This is a genomic window from Nitrosomonas sp. (assembly GCF_019635155.1).
GTDB lineage: Bacteria > Pseudomonadota > Gammaproteobacteria > Burkholderiales > Nitrosomonadaceae > Nitrosomonas.
Genome location: NZ_JAHBZY010000004.1, coordinates 17,234 through 41,068 on the forward strand (window position 1 = coordinate 17,234; position 23,835 = coordinate 41,068).

Here is a 23,835-nt window from a genome sequence, read left to right on the forward strand (position 1 = left end):
TGGTTTCAATAATCATGCAATATTGTTGTCATTTGCCATTGCTATCCTTGATTAACGCCAGATAAAAGGAGTTAATACCATGCGATATCCCGAAGCACCAATCCACGTTAATGCCGTCTATCAGCCCAAACGGCCTGAAAGCAATCCGCCAATCTATGAAGCGGGTCAGTTAAGGCGCGCAAAAATGCATGCGGCGCAATTGATTGAAGTCTTGGACGACAAGAAAGTCCTGACGCCTTCCCTGTACCGGTTGCTGGAAACCAGTATTATCCTGGAAACGACCGATTCGAAAATTCTCGCCGGATGGTTAAAACGAACACCTGCCGCGGTTCGATCAGACCTGCAGAAAATATGCGTTTCGCTCGCAAGCTACTGACAGATCATAAAAAAATGCATTCGATGAAATCGATGCCAGGTCAAAACAGGTGAAACGGCGCAGTTTTAATGAAAAATCCCCTGAATAACATGTTATTCAGGGGATTCGACGAAAAGACAGGGATTTATCTAACCGGCTGCTTACGCAACGAAAAACCTATCAAACCGACTCCGATGATTAGCATCGCGTAGGTTTCCGGTTCCGGAACCGCGCTGACACCGATCACAAAATCATCCCAATCGCCCAGTTTCTTAGAACCGGCACTATCGTTGTACCCCAGCACGTAGTCGTATACGACCGAACCGACCAGCATGTTGGTTCCAATTAACCCGATCGAGGTGTTTTTATCCCAATCGCCGCCATTGATGGCGAATTTGCCAACAGTGCCTTCAAACTCGAAGCTGAGCGGACCGGTGACACTTACCACGGAACTGACCGATGTTCCAACCGGATTGGATTCAAGTAACTGATGACCGCTCAACAAATCATGAAACTCATCTTTGAATGTCGACTCTTGACCCAGATAGGTATAAGTAACCGTCTGTGAGCCAAATCCCGTGAAATCGAGATGCCCCAGACTGACCATAGAACCGACCGGCAGCGTCGCAAACCCCGGAACATCAAATGCTTCGGTTCGTTTAGCCGTATCCGTCTCCACAAACACCAGTGCAGCATTGGCAAAGCTTGCGCCAAGCAGCAACCCCGCAGCGACGATTGTGGCATAGTAAATTTTCTTCATGCTTAATCTCCGAAAAAGTTTATCGAAAAAAGTAATTCAATGAACGAATTACTTTTACCCTTTGCTGAAAAAAACCAGCACGACTATTTCGAACGATCAACCACGAGAGTTTAGATAATTTTTGCCCTATCTACGATTACTATTTGAATAAATAGCTATTTTGACGAGTTACAATTTTTCAAAAGATAGAATATTCTGAGAGATTCTCACAACCAGCGGCGCACCGAATTCAAGTAATTGATATAATCGTCGCCAAATTTCGATCGCAATACTTTTTCCTCCGGAATGATCTGAAAACGATTTAAACACCATACAAACAGCGGCAACAGCAGTAGCGGCAAACCATTTTCCAGATAAACATTCCATGCCGCCAGCATCAACAAAAACCCGACATACATCGGATTGCGGCTAAACCGGTAGATCCCGTGCGTTACCAGCGAGGTCGATTGTTCCGGTGCAAACGGATTGGCGGTTGTCCGCACGGCAATAAACGTCGCTATTCCGCACGCTATCAATCCAAATCCCGTTAACCATAACGCCAGCGGAATCCACGCCTTACCCGGAATGACTATCGCAGCCCACGGCGCCAGTTCCGCAGCGCCCCACATCAACCCGGCAAACACCAGCACCAGCACCGCCGGGGGAATCTTCAATTCGAGACGATGCATGAGGTTCCTCATGAAGAAGCACGCTCTTGCGAAGCAGCGATTTGAGCCCTCCGCGCCCATTTCCCCCAGAAATAACCCGCCAGCATCCCGAACAACCAACTCAAAACAACCAGAATCGGCAGCAAATGCGATCCGCTGGTATCGCGGAATTGCATCATCAGCAGCCCAAGCGGCATCGCACCAATCACCAATAACATCGCCGGCAAAACAGCACCGCTACTCCAATACGAAAGCCCATAGGACAATGCCGTAAAAAACAGCAACGCCAGAACCATTTGAACAGCCCAGGAGATACCGCTCCACAACAAACCGAAACCGAGAAACGACAATAAGAAGCCGCCACCAAGAGCAGAGATCCAAATCAGTAGATTTTTCCCTGTAGTACGTTGATCCAGTTCATTTTGCATCGTCATTACCATTGAATGTTTACTTAGATTGGAGATTCCAGGTCAAGCTTATTGCAGCTTACATTGAAGCGATCACAAAAAGTGAAAAAAACGGGAGCATACGCTCCCGTTTCGGGTGAAAGAATCAATGTTTATTATACGACTGATTCTTTTCTACGACGCACCATGAAACCCAATAAACCTAGACCTGCCAACAACATGGCGTAGGTTTCAGGCTCCGGAACCGGTGGCGGTACGCCAATTCCACAATCGATTCCGCACGATAAACGATAGATACTGTCTGCAGCAACGAGGAACAATGTACCATTAGAAACATCGGGAGACGTATAGTCGCCCCGTGTTCCGCCGGTTGCAATCAATGTGCTGTCACCTGTCACCGGATCAATTAAAACGACATCGCCAGAATTCATGTTTGCAATAATGCTGCCATTAAGTGCATCATGACTGCTAATCACGCCCGTACCATCAACGCCGAAACCGAAACCTGGGGAATACGATTTTATAAAATCACCGGTCGCTATATCATACGCACTGATATTGCCTGAAGCGACATATGCAGTAGTGCCGTCTGGTGAAACCGACACGCCATCTCCAAACACACCTGCGTTAATCACACGGAAAGAACCTGCGCCACCGTCGGCCAAAGGATCAATATCGATCAAACCGGAACCGCTGGTTGCAATGATGTGACCATCGACAGGATTACCCCACATTCCCAGGTACCCGCTGGTCGTAACGCCAGTTAGTTCGTGATCCACCGAACCATCAGCGGCCATTTGAAAAAATGGACCATACGCTTTTCCACCAGCCGTCGCATAACCACCGGTAAAGGTGAATGAAGGTACGGACGCAACAGCATCGGCCAGCGTCTGATTATCGACATCATTGAAAACATAGCGTGTACTGGAACCGGCTACATTCACCATGACATGGCCGCTGGCTGCGTCCATTGCGACACCGAATGGGCCACTGCAGCAACCATCGTAACCCGGGTTAGTCGATACAAATTGTGACAGCGTGAAACCCAAAGCTGTACCGTCAGCTGTCAGCGTCAATGCAGCATGAGCATGTGTAGTGCCCAGTACACTTAAAGCAATGAGCACCGCACGGTGATTTTTCTTAAAATTAAACATGTTATTTCCTTCTGGAAAAAATTAAAAATATAGACCCCGTATGCTATTTATTTTTAGGAACTGCAGGTGCATCATATTCTCACAAACAAGCAATTATCCTGGCGTTCCATTTGCCTGGTTAAAAACCAGTAAAAGTACATTTCTAGAATGTACTTTTGGAATTATATTTGAAATAAGTGAAAAAAACGGGAGCATATGCTCCCGTTTTGGATGAAAGAATCAAAATTTATTATACCGCTAATTCTTTTCTACGACGCACCATGAAACCCAATAAACCTAGACCTGCCAGCAACATGGCGTAGGTCTCAGGTTCCGGAACCGGCGGTGGTACGCCAATTGCACAATCGATTCCGCACGATAAACGATAGACACCTTCTAAAGAAGTGAGGAAAAATGTACCATTAGAAACATCGGGAGAAGTATAAGAGTAATTCGGTATTCCGCCGGCTGCAATCATATAGGCCCTGTATGCTATTTATTTTTATTAGGAACTTCAGCGCCATATTCTCACAAACGAGCAATTATCCTGGCGTTCCATTTACCTGATTAAAAACCAGAGAAAGTACATTTCTAGAATATATTATAAAGTATATTGAAAATAATACAGCCCGATCAAAAATTGCCGCTCCCAGAATCAAATATTCTTGTTCCTACAGAGAATGGTCCCAATCGTCGTCGGTTGTTTTAACAGAAGCTCTCGGCTCACTCATTGTCTTATGTGAGCGAGAGCAAGAGAAACCGATCCAGAATAAAGAATCTATCCGAAACTTAAGGAAACGCTGATTAATTGATTGCACGAGCGAACGACTTCGTTGCATAGCACTCGTTCCATCACCTATCTTGTTGATATGTCTAGGTTGTTACGTTCCGCGCACCTCGCGCTTCATCTCGTTCGTCGAATTAATCAGTGCTCCCTTAACTTCTAAGCTCTTTGCAGTCGACTGCCATTCGATCGCGCAATGAGGAAAAAACACGAGTAATCCTAGCGGTCCGATCGCATCCGCAACAACCCGATCCCTAAAACCGCCATCGTAATGGAAACAAACGGATTCAGCACATTCAACAAGGCGTACACAGCGTAATCAAGCGTCGGCACACCCAAGGTTGCGGCGTAGAAAGTCCCGGCGGTGGTCCACGGAATCAAACCGGTGGTCAGGGTCGAGCCTTCCTCGACCGAACGCGACAGCACCGCCGGGTCCAGGTCTTTTTCGCGGTAGGCATCTTTGAACAGTTGGCAATTCAGGATGATGGAGATATACGCTTCGCCCATCGCCAGGTTCCCAGCCAGGCCGGATGCAATGGTGGCGGCGATCAAGCTGCTGGTACGGTGAATCGCGGTGATCATTCGCAGCAACAGCACCCGCAGAAATCCGGCCTGGTGCAAAATGCCGCCGAGCGCCAATGCCATGATCGACAACAGCAATGTCCAAGCCATGCTGTACAAGCCGCCGCGTCCGAGCAGTTCGTCAATGCTGGCAATGCCGGTATGCCCGGGTGAGTTCAACCACAGCGCATTGAGCGCATCGACGCCGTCCTTGCCCTGATAGCCGATAGCAATCGCCAATGCCAGCAGGATACTGCACGACATGCTGACTTCGGCGGCGTAACGCTTGATGCTCAGGCCGAACATCAACACCAGCGGCAACAACGTGATCCACCCATCCAGCCGGTAAGAACCCGCCAAGGCATTGCGGATCTCGGTCAGATGCTCGTCGGGCAAATGGTTTTCGCCATATTGCAAGCCCCACACGGTAAAAATAATCAGCACAATGACGAAGGTCGGCAGCGTGGTATAGAGCATCGAACCGATATGCCGGTATAGATTCGTGCCCGCGCTCATTGCCGCGAGATTGGTGGTATCCGATATCGGCGATAGCTTATCTCCGAACGTCGCGCCGGACACGATCATCCCCGCCACCAGCGGCAGCGGAATCCCCATCGCATCGCCAATCCCGATCAACACCACGCCGATGGTGCCGGTCGTGCCCCAGGATGTGCCGGTCGCAACCGACATCAGGCTGCATAACACAAATCCGGCTGTCAGGAATATACCGGGATCGAGCCAATCCAGGCCGAGATACAGCAAGGTTGCGATGGTGCCACTGTGCATGAAGCTCGCGATCACCATGCCGATCAGCATGAAAATATAAATCGCCGGCAACGCTTTGGTGATGCCGTCATTCATCATGCCGCGGATGGCGGCAAACGAAAATCCCAGAACACGCGCGTGCAATCCGACCCAAACCAACGCCAGAAAAATCAATGCGTGCAAACTGGCTTGGAACGCAAACAACCCCAGCGAAATCAACAGCAACACGCCACCGAAGCACGCCGCCGCTTGCCAAAAAGACGGCAACAACTGTGTTGTTGGTAATTCTTCTAACGCTGATCGTTCACCGCTCATCGATACCGCCTAGCTTTGCGCATCGCTTTCAAACAATGCCAGCCATTCGCCATAGCCTGCCGCTTGCATATCCTGCTTGGCGATGAATTTCAGCGACGCGGAATTGATACAATAGCGCAAGCCGGTCGGCGCCGGGCCGTCGTTGAATACATGACCCAGATGACTGTCGGCATAACGGCTGCGCACTTCGGTGCGCGGCATCCACAGCTCGTAATCGGTTTTGAATTGCATATACTGTTCGCTGATCGGCCGGTAAAAACTCGGCCAGCCGGTGCCGGAATTGAATTTATGCACCGACGCAAACAGCGGTTCGCCCGATACAATGTCGACATAGATGCCTTCGGCGTGGTGATCCCAGTACTCGTTCCGGAAAGGCGGCTCGGTACCGGCGTGTTGCGTAACCTCGTACTGTAACGGCGTCAATGCTTGTTTCAGAGATTCGGAATCTTTTTTAAGGAAACGCTGATTAATTGACTGCACGAGCGAATCACTTTGTTGTGCGGTACTCGCATCCTCGCCTATCATGTTGACATGTCTCGGTTGCTGCGTTCCGTGCGCCTTGTGCTTCCTCTCGTTCGCCGAATTAATCAGCGTTTCCTTAAAATGCTCGGAAGGGTTGTTGCTCATTGCATTGCTTCCTTTACTAACACTCAAAATTAATCATGAAATTTACCGGTACCATTTCTCATCTGTCGCAAAAAGGCCTGGGAGTCGTCAAAAACACCCAGAACAACTTGTCGTATTTCGTCTATGGCGCCTGGCCGGGCGATCACGGCGAATTCGAAGTGATCGACAAACCGCTCAACAATAAAAAATTCGCCTACGCCAAACTCGTTCGGCTGCTGCAATCGTCCGGTCAGCGGCAAACGCCGCCCTGCCATTATGTCACGGCGGAAGATCATGCCTGCACCGGCTGCCCGTGGATGATTGCCGATTATACAAGCCAGCTCGAACAAAAACGCAACCGCGTGGTTTATGCGATGCGGCGCGTTGGATTCGACACCGCGCAACTGGCGATCAGTCACGTCCATCCATCGCCGAAACAATTGGGCTACCGCAATCGCTGCCAAATCAAAACCGACGGCATGCAGCTCGGCTTCGTCTCCGAGGATTCGCATCAAATCGCACCGATCGAGGATTGCCTGGTGCTCAACGATGCCTGCCGCGCATTGCTGAAATCGGTGCAACAACAATTGCCGAATCCCGAGTGGCAAGATGGCTTGACACAACCATGGCATTTTATCGATCTGGACGACGACTTGCAGCCGCAGGAAATCGCCATCGACCACAAGCGCCCCTTCAAACAAGGCAATACCGCGCAAAGCGAATGGATGCAAAATTGGCTTGAAGAAAAACTCGCCGCCCGCCCGCTTGCGGCCAAAGCGGTGGAGCTATTCTGCGGTTCCGGCAATTTCACGTCGATCATCGCCACATCGAATTGCACCGAAGTGCTGGCGTACGAAGCCGACGCCACCGCGATCGAGCAATTGAAAGCCCGACATCTTCCCAAAGTGAAACCGCGAATCGCCGATCTGTACGACCCGCGCATTTGGAAACAACTGCAACCGCAAGCCGGCAATGCGCAAATCCTGGTGCTCGACCCACCACGCGCGGGGCTAAAAAAACATCAGGGATTCTTCGAGTGCTTTAAAGCATTGCAGGCGATTTACTACATCTCCTGCAATCCAGAAACCTTCGCACGCGACGCCTGGTTCTTTTGCCAGCACGGCTGGACCATCGACGACATCCAGCTCGCCGATCTGTTTCCGCATACGTCGCATGTCGAAACGCTGGCTGTGTTCAGCAGCGATAGTGCGGTCGGTCGGCTCCATCGCCCAACAAGTACAGGGATTCGAATGGAAAATCTGGACGATGACTGAGCAGAGTGCTTTATAGCAATTTTCTGGCGGCGCGGTGCGTTACGGTATGATTTATTTAAGAAATGAGTCATAATTTTGCAAATGATGCATTTATTTTTTAAAACAGAATAATAATTAACGATTCCCATAAACACGTGGCAGTTGGCTGTATCTACAAAATTTTGAACAAAGTGTCTTATATATTACGTAAGGGAGCATTCAAATGATGAAACTATGCAAGTCACTTTGTGTTTATACCGCACTCATCCTTATTGCTGAACCGATATTTGCAAACCCATCTCTCGGTGAACGTTATCCAGGTCCTTGGAAAGAGGATTTCAATGTTGATATTACAAAGGCGCTGGTGACGAAAGGAATCAAAGGATGTGGCGAATATAAATACCGCCCCAGCTCGCTCAATCGAGACGAGTATCTTGTCCATTGCACACACGATGGTAAACGTTGGTCGGCTTATCTGGTATGGCCGAAGATAAAGGAAATAATGGGTCCCTATGCGCCAGACCCCTCGGTTGAGTAGATTCCCTAGCTAGTTGTTCCCAGCCGACGTTATATGTTTTTTTAAGTTAAGCACGGTAGGCCGAGCTGTCGAAAAAAACCCAACACGCAATGGCCATGATTCACAGGTACACCCAAACCTATCCGTTTTGTGCATGTCCCATACTAAATCCCCTACAATACGTTCGTTTATAAGCTTCCCTGAAAAAATCGCGATATGACTCTGAAACCCGATAGGCAGTACTCCCCCGCTAACGTGGGCTGGCGCTTCGACAATAGCTACGCGCGGCTGCCCGATTATTTTTACGCGCAATTGTGCCCGGTGCCGGTGCGTGCACCGCAAGCTGTGCTATTGAATCACGCATTGGCGGAATCGCTGGGGCTGGATTTGCACGCGTTATCCACCGAGGAAGCGGCAGCTTTGTTTGCCGGTAACGCCCTGCCCGACGGCGCGCAGCCGATCGCGCAAGCTTACGCTGGGCATCAATTCGGCCATTTCACCATGCTCGGCGACGGCCGCGCGATTTTGCTCGGCGAACATTTGACGCCGGATGGCAGACGTGTCGACATTCAATTCAAGGGCTCCGGGCAGACGCCGTTTTCCCGCCGCGGCGATGGTCGCGCTGCGCTGGCGCCGATGCTGCGCGAATACATCATCAGCGAGGCGATGCATGCGCTCGGCATTCCATCGACGCGCAGTCTGGCAGTCGTGACCACCGGCGAACAAGTGCGGCGCGAAACCATGTTGCCCGGCGCGGTGCTGACGCGCGTCGCCGCCAGTCATATCCGCGTCGGCACGTTCGAATACGCGATCGGACACGGCGGCAAAGAAGCCGTGCAGATTCTGGCGGATTACACCCTTCAGCGCCATTACCCGGAATTGCAAGCCAGCGAAAACCCCTATTTCGCGCTGTTAAACCGCGTCATCGAGCGGCAAGCGGCGTTGGTTGCCCAATGGCTGATGGTAGGTTTCATTCACGGCGTGATGAACACCGATAACACCAGCATCAGCGGCGAAACCATCGACTACGGCCCGTGCGCGTTCATGGATGCGTACAACCCGGATACCGTGTTCAGCTCGATTGACCAGAACGGCCGTTACCGCTACCGCCACCAACCAATGATGGTACAGTGGAACCTCGCGCGCTTTGCCGAAACCTTGTTACCGTTGTTCGACCCATCACAGGAGCAAGCTGTGGCGATGGCCGAAACCAGCATTCGCGCATTCCCGGAGATTTACCAAACACAGTGGATCGGCGGCATGCGCAAAAAATTGGGATTATTCACCGCAGAAGACGGCGATAGCGAATTGATTGCCGACCTGATCACCTGGATGGATCAACACCGGACCGATTACACCAACACCTTCCGCGCATTAGCCGAACCGGCATTGCCGCAAGATGCGATGTTTCGCGAAGCTGGTTTTATGGAATGGCATCATCGCTGGCAGCAACGGTTGGTCCGCCAACCGCAACCGGCGTTCGAATCACTGCAACTGATGCAGGCGCATAATCCGGTCATCATTCCGCGTAACCACCGTGTCGAAGAAGCGCTGACAGCCGCAACCGAACAGGGCGACTATACGGTATTACAACACCTGCTCGCCGCGCTGGCGCAGCCCTACGAAGATAACCCGGAATACTTCGACTACCGCACCCCGCCCGCGCCGTCCGAGCGCGTTTATCAAACGTTTTGCGGAACGTAAAACCGCCGCATCTCACCACCAGAAAGGAAAACAACCATGCCCATCACATTGAATCACACCATCGTGCCGAGTTTCGATAAAGTCGAGTCGGCAAAATTTTACAGCCGGGTGTTCGGGTTTGAGTACGTCGGTGCGTTCTCGCACTTTATCGTGGTTCGCGTCAACGGCACGCTATGCCTGGATTTCGACAATAAAATGCAATTTGAGCCGCACCACTATGCGTTTAAAGTTTCGGAACGCGAGTTCGACGACATTTTCGCGCGATTGCAAGCGGAGAAAATTCCGTACGGAAGCGGCCCCGGCAGCGCTGACGACGGGACGATCAATCACAATCACGGCGGCCGCGGTGTGTATTTCCGCGATCCGAACCGGCATCTGCTGGAAATGCTGACAGCGGATTACGTCATGCCGACGCCATAATTCGATCGAAGCCGTTTTTTACAAGAAATGACCGATGCGGTCATTCAAGCAAATCATTTTCACGGGCAATGCGTGCGAGGTCGAGCAAGTTGGTCGCACCGGTTTTTTGCATGATCTTTGATTTGTGAATTTCCACGGTACGATGACTGATTTCCAGGAAAGATGCGATTTCTTTGTTGGTGTGACCTTGCACCGCCAGTTGCATAACCTCGCGCTCGCGTCTTGTCAGCTTGACCAGGCTTGAATGAACCACCTGATGACCGGTGGCATCGCTGATACGTTTTTTGGCTTCGGCAAAAGCAGCGCGCACGCAAATCAGCAGTTTTTCGCGGATCACCGGCTTGGTGAGAAAATCGATCGCACCACCTTTGATCGCCCGCACGCTCATCGGAATATCGCCGTGTCCGGTCAGAAAAATGACCGGCAACCGGATCTTGTTCCAAGTCAATTCTTCCTGCAATTGCAAACCATCCATGCTAGGCATTTTCACATCGATAATGATGCAACCGAAAAAATCCGGCCGGTAGGCATTCAGAAACATTTTGGCATTCTCGAATGATTGTACGTATATACCCGCTTGTTCGATCATCAGCGTGAGCGAATCCCGTACTGCCGCATCATCATCCACAATATAAACAGTCGGTTCCTGCATCATTAAGACTCAAGTGGTAGCGTGAAATGAAATTTCGCGCCTGTTTCGGCGTCGGCGTCTATCCATAACTGGCCGCCATTGGCTTCGATCAAGGCGCGACTGATTGCCAACCCCATGCCGATACCGGTCGGCTTGGTGGTGAAAAACGGTTCAAAGATCCGTTTCACCAGACTTTGGTCGAATCCCGGACCGTTGTCCTGCACGATTACTTCGGCCATCTTTTGTTCGTCGATGACTCCCATCCGGGTGATAATTGTCAGATCAGGTGAATCCAGATTGCGCATCGCTTCAATCGCATTTCTGAAAAGATTGACCAGCACTTTCTGAATTTGTGTTCGATTACAGCGCACTTCCGGCAGGTTGTCCTGCAATCGCAGCACTGGGTGGAATCTGCCGTAACCATCGTTGTAGACGACATTTAACGCCTCATAAACGATTTCAGTCAAGCTGGAGCGTTCGGTCACCAGTTCGCCTTTCTGCAAAAAGGCGAGCAGCTCGTGCAGACTGCGCCCGGCACGCTGCGCCTGTTCCACACACCCTTCCAGCGCTCTTTTTAGATGACTATAGCTAGTACTACCGCTGTCCAGCGCATGCAACACCACTTCGCTGTATGCGGATATCGCGGCCAGCGGCTGATTAAGCTCGTGCGCGATCGCGGACGCCGTCCGCGCAGCCACTTGCTGCTTGAGGATGTTTTCGGTTTCGTCGCGATGCAGTTGCAATTTTTTTTGGATTTGTTTTTGTTCGGTTACGTCGCGCGTCACCCCGATGAGACGATTCGGATGCCCGAACTCAAAATAAACACGTCCGTGCGCCGAAATCCAACGCTCCATTCCATTCTGTGGATTAACAATGCGGTATTGCGCCTTGAATTCGCCATTGCTGGTTGGATCCATCGCTTTCTCAATTGCCAATCGTCGCTCTTCGCGATCCTCCGGATGAATCGCCGCCACAAATTCTTCGTAACTGACGGTTTTTTCGGAATCCCGCCCCCATAGCTTGCGCATTTGCTTATCCCAGTAAATAATATTACGCTTGAAGTTGTAGTCAAAAATACCTAACCCCGCCGCCTGCTTTGCCAGGCGCAAACGCTCTTCACTGATGCGCAGGGCTTCCTCGGTGTCCAGCCGCCGTCGCGCGGCATTGAAGATAATCAGCACCAACAATTGCTGTTTCTTTCTGATCGGACTAAGGCTGATATCGAGTAATATTTCCTTGCCGTCACGATTCTGCACGATTAATTCGTTACCTGCGCTCATGGCACGCTTCGCCGGGCGTTTCAAAAAAAGATCCTGGTAGTAGCGATACTGTTTCCGGTAGCGAGGCGCGATCAGCATTTCCACCGTTATACCTTGCAATTCACTATCGGTATAACCAAACAGCCGTTGTGCTGTGGGATTGACGACCGCGATGCGGCCCGCGTCATCTGCCAGAATCATGGCATCCGCTGCGGCTTCGAACACTGTCGAGAAAGCTAAGCCTCTCACTGCACTATTCAAATGTTTCCCTCATCCATCAATTCATAATTGAAACGCTAAACAGCTTACGACAGAAATCGACAATTTACTATCAATTTGTTGATACGTAAGGGTTTGTACTTACGTGTCCGCCCGGATATTTCCTTACGGGGTTCTCTTGTAGGATTTGCCCGGTAGGAAATGGCACCGGTTGCTTCAACCGGGATGCGCAGAAAATTTCTGCGACCGGCGGCTAGCAATTTTCATCTGGCGGTGTGTCGTTTTCACTCGGGGGAAAGATGATTAATTGCTTGCGCAAGCGATCTGCTGTGTTGGATAGCACTCAAAAACTCGCCTATCTTCATGATATGTATCGTTTCTTGCGTTCCATTCACCTTTCATTTTATCTCGTTCGGCAAATTAATCAGGGTTTTCTTAAAAAGAAAGATTTTTAACTGTTTGGAGAAACACGATGAACAAAAAAATTTTCATAGGCGGATTGACGATGGCGGCTTTAACAATAACACCGCACAAATCGCTATTGAGCGATCCACTGAAAATGGCTTCGAAACCTGCGGTGCAGCAAGATCAAGCACGCAATACTTTAGTTGTTTAACCTGTTACGTATAGAGGAATTCCATTATGTCTCTTTCCAGTCTTCTCGTACCGGCGATTCTGTTTTTTGCATTGGGAATGTTTGCTTGCCTGATCAAATCCGATCTGAAATTCCCGCCCGACATGCACAAAATGATCGTCATTTATCTACTCATCGGTATCGGACTTCATGGCGGTAAAGCGCTTGCCGGGTCCGATATGGCATCCGCGATACCGGCGGTCTGGGCGGCGCTCGGATTCGGCGTCGGCTTGCCGATTGTCGCTTACGTGATTTTACGTATGGTCGGTAAAATTGATCCGCTCAACGCCGCAGCCATTTCCGCGCACTACGGCTCAGTCAGCGCCGGCACCTACATGACCGCGGTTGCATTTCTCGGCGGTATCGGCGTGACGTATGAAGCTTATCCGGTGATTATGCTGGCAATCATGGAATCGCCAGCGATCATGATCGGCCTGGTGCTTGCCGGGTATTCCCGAAAAGTCATGGGAGGCGCAACCAAAGCTGACAAAGGAATGTATAAGCACTTGATCATCGAAGCCTTTACCAACGGCAGTATTCTGCTCTTATTCGGCTCGATGGCGATCGGCGCTGCCGTCTCGGAGGCCAGCTATCATAAAATCGAACCGTTCTTTGAACTGATCTTCATGGGCGCATTGTGTATCTTCTTATGCGACATGGGTATGGAAGCCGGGAAACGATTGTCGGAATTTAAGTCTGTCGGCATTTTCCTGGTCAGCTTCGGTATTGTGATGCCGCTCATCGGTGCAGCCAGCGGTCTGTTTGTCGGCCACTTCCTGCTGGGTTATTCGGTCGGCGGTATCACGCTGGTCACAGTGCTGGCCGCCAGCTGCTCGTATATCGCCGTCCCCCCCGCGATGCGCCTGGCGGTCCCGGAAGCGAATCCGTCGTTCTATCTGACGCTATCGCTCGGCTGCACCTTCCCGTTCAATGTCGTAGTCGGTATTCCCATGTATTACGCCGCTGCGCAATATCTGCATGCTACTTACTACCCCTGGTAAGCGGCGCGTCAGCCGGTCGGGGTCATGGCTGTAAGCCGCTTCGGCCTGCTCCTGATGCTTTCCTCCTTTAGCAACAGGAGCACACTTGCGGCGGCGCTGACCTCCGGTGCCGCCACAAGTTATCAACACTTTCATATCCGATTACCACATTATTAGTTATGGAGATACATCATTATGTTAGAAAAGGAAATATTGAAACCCATGAAGCGAATTGAGATTGTCATCGACGAAAACTCGCTGGATGATCTGCTGAAACTGCTGCGCGATGCCAATGTACGCGGTTATACCGTCATTAAAAAAGCGGGAGGACTCGGATCGACCGGCGAACGTAATCCGGACGATTACGCGCTGGAACTTCCCAATGCCATTATGGTGCTGGCCTGCGAAGAAAACCAGGCTGCAAGAATCATCAGTATACTGCAGCCAAACTTAAGAGACTTCGGCGGCATGTGCCTGGTCACCGATTGCCAGTGGGTCATGGGGCCGGCTGCTTCGTATTAAACACCAACCGCAACATACGTATACTTATCTTTCAATCCTCTAAATAAATCCTGGCTGCATTCAGCCAGGATCACAAACACGCTAACCATTCGCAGCATTTTTGTGACCGGATTCTGTCACTGTATCACAATTGCAACAACAAACAATGCAGCAGCAATTAGACAACCCAATGATTAAACGATACAATTAATATTGATCCAAGATAGATATGGGTTTGCTCTTAGGTGTCTGCACGTATTTTGCACAGAATTGCATCCATCTAAGTGTTTGCACGTATTTTTCCAGTAACGATCGCCCGGTAAAATTTTGATCGATTCACCCGGATTCTCTTTGGCCAACTACTACTTGTTAAGTGCTCGCGCGTATTTTTCCAGTAACGATCGCCCGGTATATTAGTAAAAACTGATTAATCCCCCGGATTTTCTTTGATCGATTACTTACTTAACGAGGAAATAGAAAATGTCTTGGAGAAAATATTACTTGATGAGGAAACAAAAAATGACTTGGAGAAATATTCAATACACCTGTTGGCTGGTATTTTTCTGCATCGGCTGCGTGTTATGGAGCAAGTACCTGTTAGCTGCCGAACCACCGAAAACAGAAGCTCAGAAGAAAGAAGAAGTTCAGAGCAATAAAGAATCACCCACAATTATCAAGATTAACAATCCGCTCACCAGCGGCACCAGCACACCTTTCAGCGCTCAGGAAACACCGGGGCACACTCGTTTCGACTTCGACAATCTGACAAAGCTGATGGAAGAGCATAAAACACCGCTAGCCGCCATGGCGCCGGATTGGCTTAATCTCGCGGTGGAACATCGCACGCGTTACGACGTGTTCGATAACGGTTTCACCCGAAGCATACCGGGATTCAACGACCAGATTCACCAGCGTACCCGTTTCTTGATGGAAATCAAAAACATCATCGATCCGCTTAAGTTTACTCTTGAACTGACCGATATCCGCGCGCCGATGGCTAAATATGGACAAGATCACTCGCCTGTTTTCGCCAACCATTTTGATTTCACGCAACTGCACCTCGGTCTCCATAGCAAAGATTTTCTGGGTACGGGGTATGCCGCGAAATTTGAAGTCGGACGTTTTATGATGGATTTAGGCGAAGCCCGTCTGGTAGGCGGACACCGTTGGGGAACCTTCTCGCCTGCGTTCGATGGCTTGCATTTCATGGTCGGTAACGAACAGGAGAAATGGAGCTTGCGCGTCTTTGGCGCTCGTCCGGTTCAACGCGATCCAAACTCTATGGATTGGAACACACCTGAAACTTACTTCTCCGGCGCTCAAGTCACCAATCGCGATCTGCGCTGGGCCAACTTCGACGGCTACTTCTTTCAGTTGAACGAAGGTAATAACCTCAGAAAACGCAACTTGTCGACCACCGGCTTCCGCTTATTTGCCAAGCCTACGAAAAAGAGCATGGATTATGAAATTGAATCGATGTATCAATTTGGTGATACCCGCGACAAAAGTGTATTCGCTCATCGCCACCACGGAGAGATTGGGTATAGTTTCGACACGGCAATGCCTCTGAGAGCTGTTTATTTATTTGACTTTTCGTCAGGTAACCGCGATCCGGACAAAAACTTCGATATTCTGTACGCAAAACGCCGCGTCGAATATGGTCCAACCGGTATGTTCGGACCTTTCTTTCCGTCCAACTTGTTATCGCCTGTCGGCTTTCGCGCAACGCTTTTACCTCTTCCAAATGTCAGACTCATGATGTCACATCGTGCCTACTGGCTGGCTAATAAACACGGTGCTTATGTTGGTAGCGGCTTGCAAGACCCGACCGGCCGCGCCGGCAGTTTCCTCGGCAACATGCTCGATGTCAGTGTCGGCTGGGATCCGCAATTCAGTTATCTGAAGCGCGTCAGCTTCGATATCGGCTATAGCCATATCTTTAAGGGGGATTACTTCAATAAAGTAGCGGATGGCCTATCGGCTGATACCAATTATGGCTACACCATGGCAACATTTAAGTTTTAAATAAGCAAGTATCCGGGAAGCACTGATCGATACGCACAAACATCGAATGCAACAAATGGTAATCCATGCTGACAAACGAATTTCCGTACCTCACGTTGTTTGCATAATTACCCGATCTCAGTGCTTTCCCGGAGTTGTTTCTCACATCCGATAACACAACAATTCACGTCTTAGTGAATCGTTCTTCGATTTAGTAAAGTACGATAGAACCTTTAATAGTACTTTACTGTTCTAATAAGCAAGACGGAACTAACCCGCATAGAGGCTTGGAGCGACGCATTGCATCAGAAACGTTCCCGGTCAACCATGCGGTCAGTCTCTCAGTTTATCGCTTCATTGCATTTTTTTAATTGAATCGCACTGCAAAATCCCATTCACGCAAAAATGTGAATACTTGATCGCAGTATTCTGCTACTTTGATGGATATTTAAAGTTTCCGGGCTTCTCATCAGGGAATCAACAATGACTGAATCAGAATTAAATACTCAGAGAGTGGTTAACGTTAAAGCGGATTCGCAAGAAGCCCTAACGATCAGCCGGGTTGTGTATCGAAAAATTCTGCTACGCTTGTTTTTAGGATGGTTGTTTCTCAGCCTCACGATCGGCGGCATTGTTTTATGGTTGGAGATTTCCCGTTTCCAGCATTTCGTTTACGAACTTGCGCTAAAAGAATCTGCAGTACTCAGTCAGGCATCCACTTTCGATCTTGAGCTATTGGATGCCTCGGCTTCCAAATCCCTAACCCGACAGGCACAACAACTGGTGAATCATAATTTCCTTGTTGTTGAGCTTTATGATCGCAACAAACAGCTTAAGATTGAAGCATTCCGTCAAGGGCAAAAAACGACGGAACACTGGACAAACCTGCATCGTCATACATTCCCGGAACGGAAAGAGTTCTCTCATGAATTTCACTTAATTCAAGGTAAATTGCTGCTCGTTATCTTGGTTCCGATTCAAGGCTCTCAGCAATCCCTCGTCGGTTATTTCGAAGGGATTTACCAGGTCAATCAAGAAACTCAAGACACGATCACGAATGAGCTACTGCGCACGCAACTATTTATAGCCCTCGGTATTACCTTTACCACCTTCCTGATGTATCCGGTCATCCTGATGCTAAACCGGGAATTGATCAAGTTATCGACTGATCTTTTAACCGGAAATCTGGAGTTGATGAACGTAATGGGTTGCGCCATTGCAGAACGTGATTCCGATACCAACAGCCATAATTACCGGGTTACTTTTTATGCGCTACGGCTTGGAGAAGCAATCGGGCTCTCGCGCGAAAACATTCTCAATCTTATAACCGGCGCTTTTTTACACGATGTCGGCAAGATTGGAATCCGCGATCCCATTCTGCTGAAACCCGGAAAATTAACGCCGCAAGAATTTGAAATCATGAAGTCACACGTCACGTTGGGTGTGGAGATTTTAAAAAAATCAAGCTGGCTGGTCGGTGCCTGCGATGTCGTGGAATTCCATCATGAAAAATACGATGGTACCGGTTATCAAAAAGGACTCAAAGGCAAAGAAATTCCCTTACATGCGCGAATATTTTCCATTGCCGATGTATTTGATGCATTAACCTCCAAACGCCCCTATAAGGAATCATGGACTGTCCACGATGCCATTGCCTCGCTCAAACACCAGGGTGACAGCCATTTTGATCCGGAATTATTGGATGTTTTTGTGACAATGGCGCCAGACCTTTATCAGGAAGTCAACGCTTTCGACGAGAACGAAATGATCATTATGGTGCAACGCTGCATTACACATCATTTCCTGGCAAACGCAACGCAAGCCAAGCCGGCTCGTAATATAGCTCGACTTGAATAAACTTTCCTATTATTGCCGCTCTGACATGTGATGTAATATAAACGCATTCGATCCTCATCAAGAAAGAATAGAATGATGCACATGTTCATTGAAGATTTTCTTTGCGGCATTCGAACCCGCGGCTGGCTGTTCGGTTTATTTTTGACAGCTTGCCAGTTACAAAGCAGTCAACCCATTGAGCAACCAGTCGCTTATCCTGCGAACAAAGTAATCCTTACACCCGATTCACCCAAGCTCGCATATATAAAAGAATCTGCGGTAGAGCTCGTGCAACGGCCGATTATGGCGCCGGTAACCGGGAGGATTGTCTATGATGAAACCCGCACCAGCCGCGTCACCTCTCCCATCTCAGGCCGTGTAGTCGGTGCTATCGCAGAACTCGGCACTTCTGTACAAAAAAATGATGCATTGACAGAGTTGGATAGCCCTGAGCTAGGACAAGCACAGTCGGCTTACGCAAGCGCATTGTCCGAATTTAATCTGGCTGAGCGGACATTTGAGAGAAAACAAAGCCTTTATCAATACGATACCATTCCTCTTAAAGATCTGGAGCAGGCCAAGGCTGATTTAGCCAGAGCCCGCAATGAATCGGAGAGAGCTCGTCTAAAGCTCGCCAATTTGGGCGTGCATACAATGCGCCTCGACGATCATTTCGTTTTGCGCGCGCCCATTTCCGGAACCATCGTGGAACGCAACATCAATCCAGGTATGGAAATACGATCCGATCAAACATTGCCGCTGTTTGTAATTTCTAATTTAAGCCAATTGTGGGCGCAAATGGATATTTTTGAGAAGGATATCGGTTTAATCCACGTTGGTGCGCAAGTGCAGGTGCAAGTACCGGCCTATCCTGACAAGCGATTTCCTGCGACGGTCAGCTACATTGGACAAGTCGTCGACGAAGTTTCACGTACTGTGAAAGTTCGCTGTGATCTGCCGAATCCTGGAAATCAGCTACTACCTGCCATGTTCGCAGCGATCGAAATACAAAGTAAACCGGAAGATCTTGCAATTGTGGTGCCGTTGACAGCCCTATTTACCGAAGGGCAATCCGTCTGGGTCTATGTCAACCATGGCAACTATCACTATCAAAAGCGATTGGTCAAAACAGGCCTACGCCTCAAAGATCGCGCGGTCATCCTGGATGGATTGAAACCAGGAGAACATTTGGTGACTGACGGCGCGTTACTGCTACGTGCTGAACAAAACTTTCAACATCAAAGCAAAACAACCTTGCAATGATCAATCAAATTATTGCATTCAGTCTGCAGCAACGGCTTTTTGTCATAGGTGCAGCGATACTGCTAATTATAGTCGGTGTCGTGTCTTTTGAACGCTTGCCGGTACAAGCTTTTCCTGACGTACAGAATGTATTTGTACAAGTCGTGACTCAATATCCCGGCCAGGCTCCGGAAGAAGTGGAAAAGCTCATCACGCAGCCTATTGAAAGGGAGATGAATGGTTTACCGCACCTGATCAATATGCGGTCAGTATCCATTTTTGGCTTATCGGTCGTCACCCTGACTTTCGATGATGACGCGGAAGATTATTTTTCACGGCAACAAGTATTGGAGCGGTTAAAGAATGTCCGATTGCCGCAACAAACCAGTCCGGTGCTGGCGCCGTTGACAACCGGGGTGGGAGAAATTTACCGATATCGCTTGGAAGCGCCTGGCCTTCCATTGAAAGAACAGCGCGCACTACAAGATTGGCTGATCGAACGTACCCTTCGTTCGGTGCAGGGTGTCGCCGATGTTGTCGGATTTGGCGGCGGCGTTAAAGAATATCAAGTTCAAGTGGACCCCAATAAGCTAAAAGATTACAAGCTGACGCTACCCGAAATTTATCAAGCCATCAACGCCAATAACGCCAATACCGGTGGCGGTTATATCGAGCAGGGATACGAGGCATTAATCGTGCGGGGCACCGGTTTATTGGCATCGCCCGAAGAGATCGGCAATATCGTCGTCTCCAGCCAAGACGGCATCCCCATTTTTGTTAAAAATGTTGCCGATATCGTCATAGGTACACAACCGCGCATTGGGATCGTCGGTTATAACGAGTTCGATGACATCGTGCAAGGCATCGTTCTAATGATCAAAGGCCAGGATGCCATCGAAGTCATCAATGGAATCAAAGAAAAAATCGAATACCTGAATAATCACGGTTTACCGCCGGGCGTCAAGATTATTCCCATCTATGACCGTACCGAATTGGTGCAGCATACGGTGAATACCGTTGAACACAATATGCTGGAAGGCGCCGTATTGATTTTTATCATTCTGGTTATTTTTCTTCGCCGGACATGGGCCGCTATGGTGGTTATTGTGGTCATACCCTTGTCTTTACTGTTCGCTTTCATTTTGATAAACGCCGCGCATGTTTCCGCCAATCTGATTTCTTTAGGCGCCATCGACTTTGGCATTATCGTTGATAGTGCAGTGGTAATGGTTGAAGCGATCATGGTCAAAATGACACTGGAAATGCAGCGGCAGGAAAGTGAAGCGCACATGCGTCAATCCATGCTCATGACCGCAACGGAAATGGCCCGCCCCATTTTGTTTTCCAAAGCCATTCTTATTATGGCCTTTTTACCTATTTTCACCTTCCAGCGCGTGGAAGAGAAAATCTTTTCTCCGATGGCCATGACACTGAGCTTTGCATTGCTCGGCTCACTCATCATAAGTTTAACTTTGGTGCCGGTGTTGCTCAGCTATTTACTCGGACCCAAACTTACCGAATCGCATAATCCGCTTGTACAAAACATGGAGCAGTATTATCGAAGATTCCTGCAAGCTGTTTTGCGCCATCCGCGCAGATTATTTGTAAGCGCCGGCTTCGCTCTTGTATTAACGCTTTCTTCAGTGCCTTGGATTGGAACCGAATTCATGCCTAAACTGGACGAAGGGAATATTTGGTTAACAATCACTTTACCCACTTCTATCTCGCTTAGTAAAGCAAAAGCGTTGGAGACAGCTATCCGCTCCGATTTAAGGGAATTCAGCGAAATTAAATCCGTATTGACTCACCTTGGACGCCCCGAGGATGGTATTGATCCTAAAGGATTCAATAATCTCGAAATCCTCATTGATCTAACACCCAAGGAAACTTGGCGTTTCCGCGACAAAGATGCACTGATCACAGCAATACAAAGAAAATTGTCGGTATTTCCCGGATTACAACTCAATTTCTCACAGGTCATCCAGGACAATGTCGAAGAAGCTATTTCCGGAGTTAAAGGCGAGATCGCGATTAAGATCTTTGGAGATGATCTCGGCATCCTTCAGGAAAAAGCAGACCAAATCACAACTATTTTACATACCATCAAAGGCGCCACCGATATCGCAGCAGAACAACAATCCGGTTTGGCGCAGATGGTTATTGCTATCGACCGGGACAAAATCGCCCGCTACGGCATTAATGTCAGCGACGTCGAAGATTTGATCTCGATGGCCATCGGTGGCAAAGCTGCGACTCAAATGCTGGAAGGTGAACGCCGCTTTGACATTACGGTGCGTTTAGTCGAATCGATGCGGAACTCGGCCGTTGCCATAGAGAATCTTACGGTAGGGTCTCCCGGTGGCGGTCGCATCCCTTTGGCTGAATTAGCCGATATCCGGATTAATCAAGGTGCTTCCCGAATTAGCCGCGAAGATAATATGCGCCGCATAGCCATTAAATGCAACTTGCTCGGTCGTGATCAGGGAAGTTTTGTCGCTGAAGCACAGAAAAAAGTCGCGCAACAAGTGACATTGCAGCCAGGCTATCATATTGTATGGAGCGGTCAGTTCGAGAATCAGCAGCGTGCTATGAAGCGGCTCTCATTCATTATTCCGGTCAGCCTGGTTTTAATATTTGTACTTTTGTTCTGGGCATTCCATTCTGTCAAAAATGCAGTGCTCATTGTAATGACCGTACCTTTCGCGCTCATTGGCGGACTCATTGCTTTGTTGCTGACGGGCATTCATTTAAGCATATCCGCTGCCGTAGGATTTATCGCACTTTTTGGCATTGCCGTTCAGAACGGCGTCATCCTGTTATCGCGAATTAATTCACTCAGACGCGAAGGCGCTTCGACACACAAAGCAATCATACAAGGCGCCGTCAGCCGGTTGCGTCCGGTCGTTATGACGGCAATTATGGCAATGCTGGGATTGTTGCCTGCGGCGGTTTCGACCAGTGTCGGTTCCGAAACCGTCAAACCTTTTGCAGTCGTGATTATCGGAGGTCTGATTTCAGCTACATTACTAACTTTAACGATGCTTCCCGCTTTGTATCACAATTTTGAAGAACAAAACGAAACGTAAGGTACGCCAATGAAAGAAATTCGTGCTTATATTCAGCCGTTCATGTTGCCGAAACTCACGCAAATACTCCTTGAAATTCCAAATTTCCCCGGGATGAGCGTATCCGATTGTGAAGGTTTTGGGCGAGAGAAATTACTTCACAGACAAGACTACACCTTGTATGCGCCCAGAAAGCGTATAGAAATTTTTGCTCCGGATGAAATGGTGGAAGGCATATTCAATGCGATCATGACCACAGCCAATACACACCAACAAGGCGCCGGCAAGGTCTACATCATTGATGCGGAGAAAGGCGGATATATCTGTACCGGTGAGCAGGGAGAAGAACTGGCCTAAAAAATTAATGCCGGGAAATCGCCGATCTTCCCGGTCGGTCCTCGTCGCTCAATGCTTCCGCACTCAGCAAAATAATTTCTATTTCCTCAGTAATCTCCTCTTGGCGAAGATTGTTGTAGCTCATGCTTAATTGAGCCTGATTTTGCTGCAAATGACGAATGGCTTTATTCATATGCTCAAGCCGCTTGCGATTCTCCACCATCAAGGCTGCATAAAACACTTCATGCAGTACAGCATAAAGATAGTGATCCGTTAATTGGGAAAGAAGCTGACCCGGCTCAAGATTAAGTACAGGCGGATAAGAGAAGGCCGGTTTTACTTTGGATGCCGTTAATGGCAATAATTGCCGCAACTGAATGGCGTCGGTTGCATCATCAAAATAGACAGCGCTGATACGCCCGATTTTTGCCAATTCCAACTGTTGTTGCAGTTGATTAAGTACACCCGTTAAATGAAGCAATGTTCCTTGTATTTCCTCGGCAACGCTATGCCCCTCGATAAAGGCGGTGATACGCGCGTCATCATGCAATTTAACTTCAAGTTCCCGCCCCACCGCCAGCAATAGGATGTTTGATTGCAAAGTGTGCGTATCCAGAAAATGCAATAAGGATTCATTAAAATCGCCACAAAAGCCACGCTCCGAACCTATCACGATCCAAAGTTGCTGCAAATCACCGGCGCCTGATTGCAAGTGAGGAAAAAAACTCATGAAGTCCTGCGCCGCCGCTTCAATACTGGCAACTGACCGGCGTTGCGTTGCCAGAAAAACATCCAGTTTATGTATTTCCAGCAAAGCAAGATTCTTCATAGCATTCATAATGCCCTGAATTTCATCCAAGGTTACCAAATGCTCTTTTATTTCACGCCGCTTGGACATTTC

The 23,835-nt window shown here is 49.0% G+C and carries 22 protein-coding genes and 1 pseudogene; 13 read left to right on the top strand and 10 right to left on the bottom strand.

All coding sequences use genetic code 11. The annotated features are described in order from the left end of the window. The first annotated feature begins 79 nt into the window (after positions 1–79). Positions 80–376 carry a hypothetical protein gene (locus tag KF839_RS03895; protein WP_292916525.1) on the top strand — a complete coding sequence of 99 codons (297 nt, stop codon included), beginning with the start codon at positions 80–82 and terminating at the stop codon, positions 374–376. 124 nt (positions 377–500) lie between these two features. Here the strand turns inward: KF839_RS03895 and KF839_RS03900 are convergent, their stop codons facing one another. The 7 genes and pseudogenes from KF839_RS03900 to msrB form a co-directional block, all read right to left on the bottom strand. Next, positions 501–1,115, bottom strand: coding sequence for a PEP-CTERM sorting domain-containing protein (locus KF839_RS03900; protein ID WP_292916526.1), 615 nt, complete (start codon positions 1,113–1,115; stop codon positions 501–503). Between the two features lie 206 nt (positions 1,116–1,321). Next, positions 1,322–1,783, bottom strand: coding sequence for a methyltransferase family protein (locus KF839_RS03905; protein WP_292916527.1), 462 nt, complete (start codon positions 1,781–1,783; stop codon positions 1,322–1,324). An 8-nt stretch (positions 1,784–1,791) separates the two neighbouring features. Continuing rightward, positions 1,792–2,190 carry a lysophosphatidic acid receptor gene (locus KF839_RS03910; protein ID WP_292916528.1) on the bottom strand — a complete coding sequence of 133 codons (399 nt, stop codon included), beginning with the start codon at positions 2,188–2,190 and terminating at the stop codon, positions 1,792–1,794. A gap of 134 nt (positions 2,191–2,324) precedes the next feature. After that, complete coding sequence (locus tag KF839_RS03915; protein WP_292916529.1) at positions 2,325–3,323, bottom strand: PEP-CTERM sorting domain-containing protein; 999 nt, start codon at positions 3,321–3,323, stop codon at positions 2,325–2,327. 229 nt (positions 3,324–3,552) lie between these two features. Beyond that, positions 3,553–3,645, bottom strand: a pseudogene (locus tag KF839_RS03920) (PEP-CTERM sorting domain-containing protein); the annotation flags it as partial. 660 nt (positions 3,646–4,305) lie between these two features. Then, complete coding sequence (nhaC, locus tag KF839_RS03925; RefSeq protein ID WP_292916530.1) at positions 4,306–5,727, bottom strand: Na+/H+ antiporter NhaC; 1,422 nt, start codon at positions 5,725–5,727, stop codon at positions 4,306–4,308. A gap of 9 nt (positions 5,728–5,736) precedes the next feature. Beyond that, positions 5,737–6,198 (bottom strand): peptide-methionine (R)-S-oxide reductase MsrB, encoded by a 462-nt coding sequence (msrB, locus tag KF839_RS03930; RefSeq protein ID WP_476739066.1) that lies wholly within the window; start codon positions 6,196–6,198, stop codon positions 5,737–5,739. A 191-nt stretch (positions 6,199–6,389) separates the two neighbouring features. On the opposite strand from msrB, the gene KF839_RS03935 reads away from it, so the two are divergent. From KF839_RS03935 to KF839_RS03950, 4 genes are all read left to right on the top strand, one after another. Next, the gene (locus KF839_RS03935; RefSeq protein WP_292916531.1) at positions 6,390–7,607 is read left to right on the top strand and encodes a class I SAM-dependent RNA methyltransferase; all 1,218 of its coding nucleotides are present in this window, start codon (positions 6,390–6,392) and stop codon (positions 7,605–7,607) included. A 202-nt stretch (positions 7,608–7,809) separates the two neighbouring features. Further along, complete coding sequence (locus KF839_RS03940; RefSeq protein ID WP_292916532.1) at positions 7,810–8,124, top strand: hypothetical protein; 315 nt, start codon at positions 7,810–7,812, stop codon at positions 8,122–8,124. A 195-nt stretch (positions 8,125–8,319) separates the two neighbouring features. Next, positions 8,320–9,807: a protein adenylyltransferase SelO gene (locus KF839_RS03945; protein ID WP_292916533.1), complete on the top strand. Its 1,488-nt coding sequence runs from the start codon at positions 8,320–8,322 to the stop codon at positions 9,805–9,807. A gap of 36 nt (positions 9,808–9,843) precedes the next feature. After that, the gene (locus KF839_RS03950) at positions 9,844–10,227 is read left to right on the top strand and encodes a VOC family protein (RefSeq protein WP_292916534.1); all 384 of its coding nucleotides are present in this window, start codon (positions 9,844–9,846) and stop codon (positions 10,225–10,227) included. A gap of 40 nt (positions 10,228–10,267) precedes the next feature. On the opposite strand, the gene KF839_RS03955 is transcribed toward KF839_RS03950, so the two are convergent. Both KF839_RS03955 and KF839_RS03960 read right to left on the bottom strand, forming a co-directional pair. Beyond that, complete coding sequence (locus tag KF839_RS03955; protein WP_292916535.1) at positions 10,268–10,882, bottom strand: response regulator transcription factor; 615 nt, start codon at positions 10,880–10,882, stop codon at positions 10,268–10,270. Then, positions 10,882–12,366 (bottom strand): PAS domain S-box protein, encoded by a 1,485-nt coding sequence (locus KF839_RS03960; protein WP_292916536.1) that lies wholly within the window; start codon positions 12,364–12,366, stop codon positions 10,882–10,884. Before KF839_RS03960 ends, KF839_RS03955 begins: the two co-directional genes overlap by 1 nt. A 442-nt stretch (positions 12,367–12,808) precedes the next feature. On the opposite strand from KF839_RS03960, the gene KF839_RS03965 reads away from it, so the two are divergent. The 8 genes from KF839_RS03965 to KF839_RS04000 all read left to right on the top strand — a co-directional run bounded on the left by KF839_RS03965 (position 12,809) and on the right by KF839_RS04000 (position 22,955). Beyond that, entirely contained in the window at positions 12,809–12,952 is a 144-nt protein-coding gene (locus KF839_RS03965; RefSeq protein WP_292916537.1) for a hypothetical protein, read from the top strand. 26 nt (positions 12,953–12,978) lie between these two features. Then, positions 12,979–13,971, top strand: coding sequence for a sodium-dependent bicarbonate transport family permease (locus KF839_RS03970; protein ID WP_292916538.1), 993 nt, complete (start codon positions 12,979–12,981; stop codon positions 13,969–13,971). 201 nt (positions 13,972–14,172) lie between these two features. Then, positions 14,173–14,472 (top strand): P-II family nitrogen regulator, encoded by a 300-nt coding sequence (locus KF839_RS03975; protein ID WP_292916539.1) that lies wholly within the window; start codon positions 14,173–14,175, stop codon positions 14,470–14,472. Between the two features lie 498 nt (positions 14,473–14,970). After that, positions 14,971–16,476: an alginate export family protein gene (locus tag KF839_RS03980; RefSeq protein ID WP_292916540.1), complete on the top strand. Its 1,506-nt coding sequence runs from the start codon at positions 14,971–14,973 to the stop codon at positions 16,474–16,476. A 462-nt stretch (positions 16,477–16,938) separates the two neighbouring features. Further along, the gene (locus tag KF839_RS03985; protein WP_292916541.1) at positions 16,939–18,312 is read left to right on the top strand and encodes an HD-GYP domain-containing protein; all 1,374 of its coding nucleotides are present in this window, start codon (positions 16,939–16,941) and stop codon (positions 18,310–18,312) included. A gap of 75 nt (positions 18,313–18,387) precedes the next feature. Next, positions 18,388–19,554, top strand: coding sequence for an efflux RND transporter periplasmic adaptor subunit (locus tag KF839_RS03990; RefSeq protein WP_292916542.1), 1,167 nt, complete (start codon positions 18,388–18,390; stop codon positions 19,552–19,554). Next, positions 19,551–22,619 (top strand): efflux RND transporter permease subunit, encoded by a 3,069-nt coding sequence (locus KF839_RS03995; RefSeq protein ID WP_292916543.1) that lies wholly within the window; start codon positions 19,551–19,553, stop codon positions 22,617–22,619. The genes KF839_RS03990 and KF839_RS03995 overlap by 4 nt, the downstream gene beginning before the upstream one ends. 9 nt (positions 22,620–22,628) lie before the next feature. Beyond that, positions 22,629–22,955 (top strand): P-II family nitrogen regulator, encoded by a 327-nt coding sequence (locus KF839_RS04000; RefSeq protein ID WP_292916544.1) that lies wholly within the window; start codon positions 22,629–22,631, stop codon positions 22,953–22,955. A gap of 4 nt (positions 22,956–22,959) precedes the next feature. Here the strand turns inward: KF839_RS04000 and KF839_RS04005 are convergent, their stop codons facing one another. Then, positions 22,960–23,832: a F0F1 ATP synthase subunit gamma gene (locus KF839_RS04005; protein ID WP_292916545.1), complete on the bottom strand. Its 873-nt coding sequence runs from the start codon at positions 23,830–23,832 to the stop codon at positions 22,960–22,962. Between the last annotated feature and the right edge of the window lie 3 nt (positions 23,833–23,835).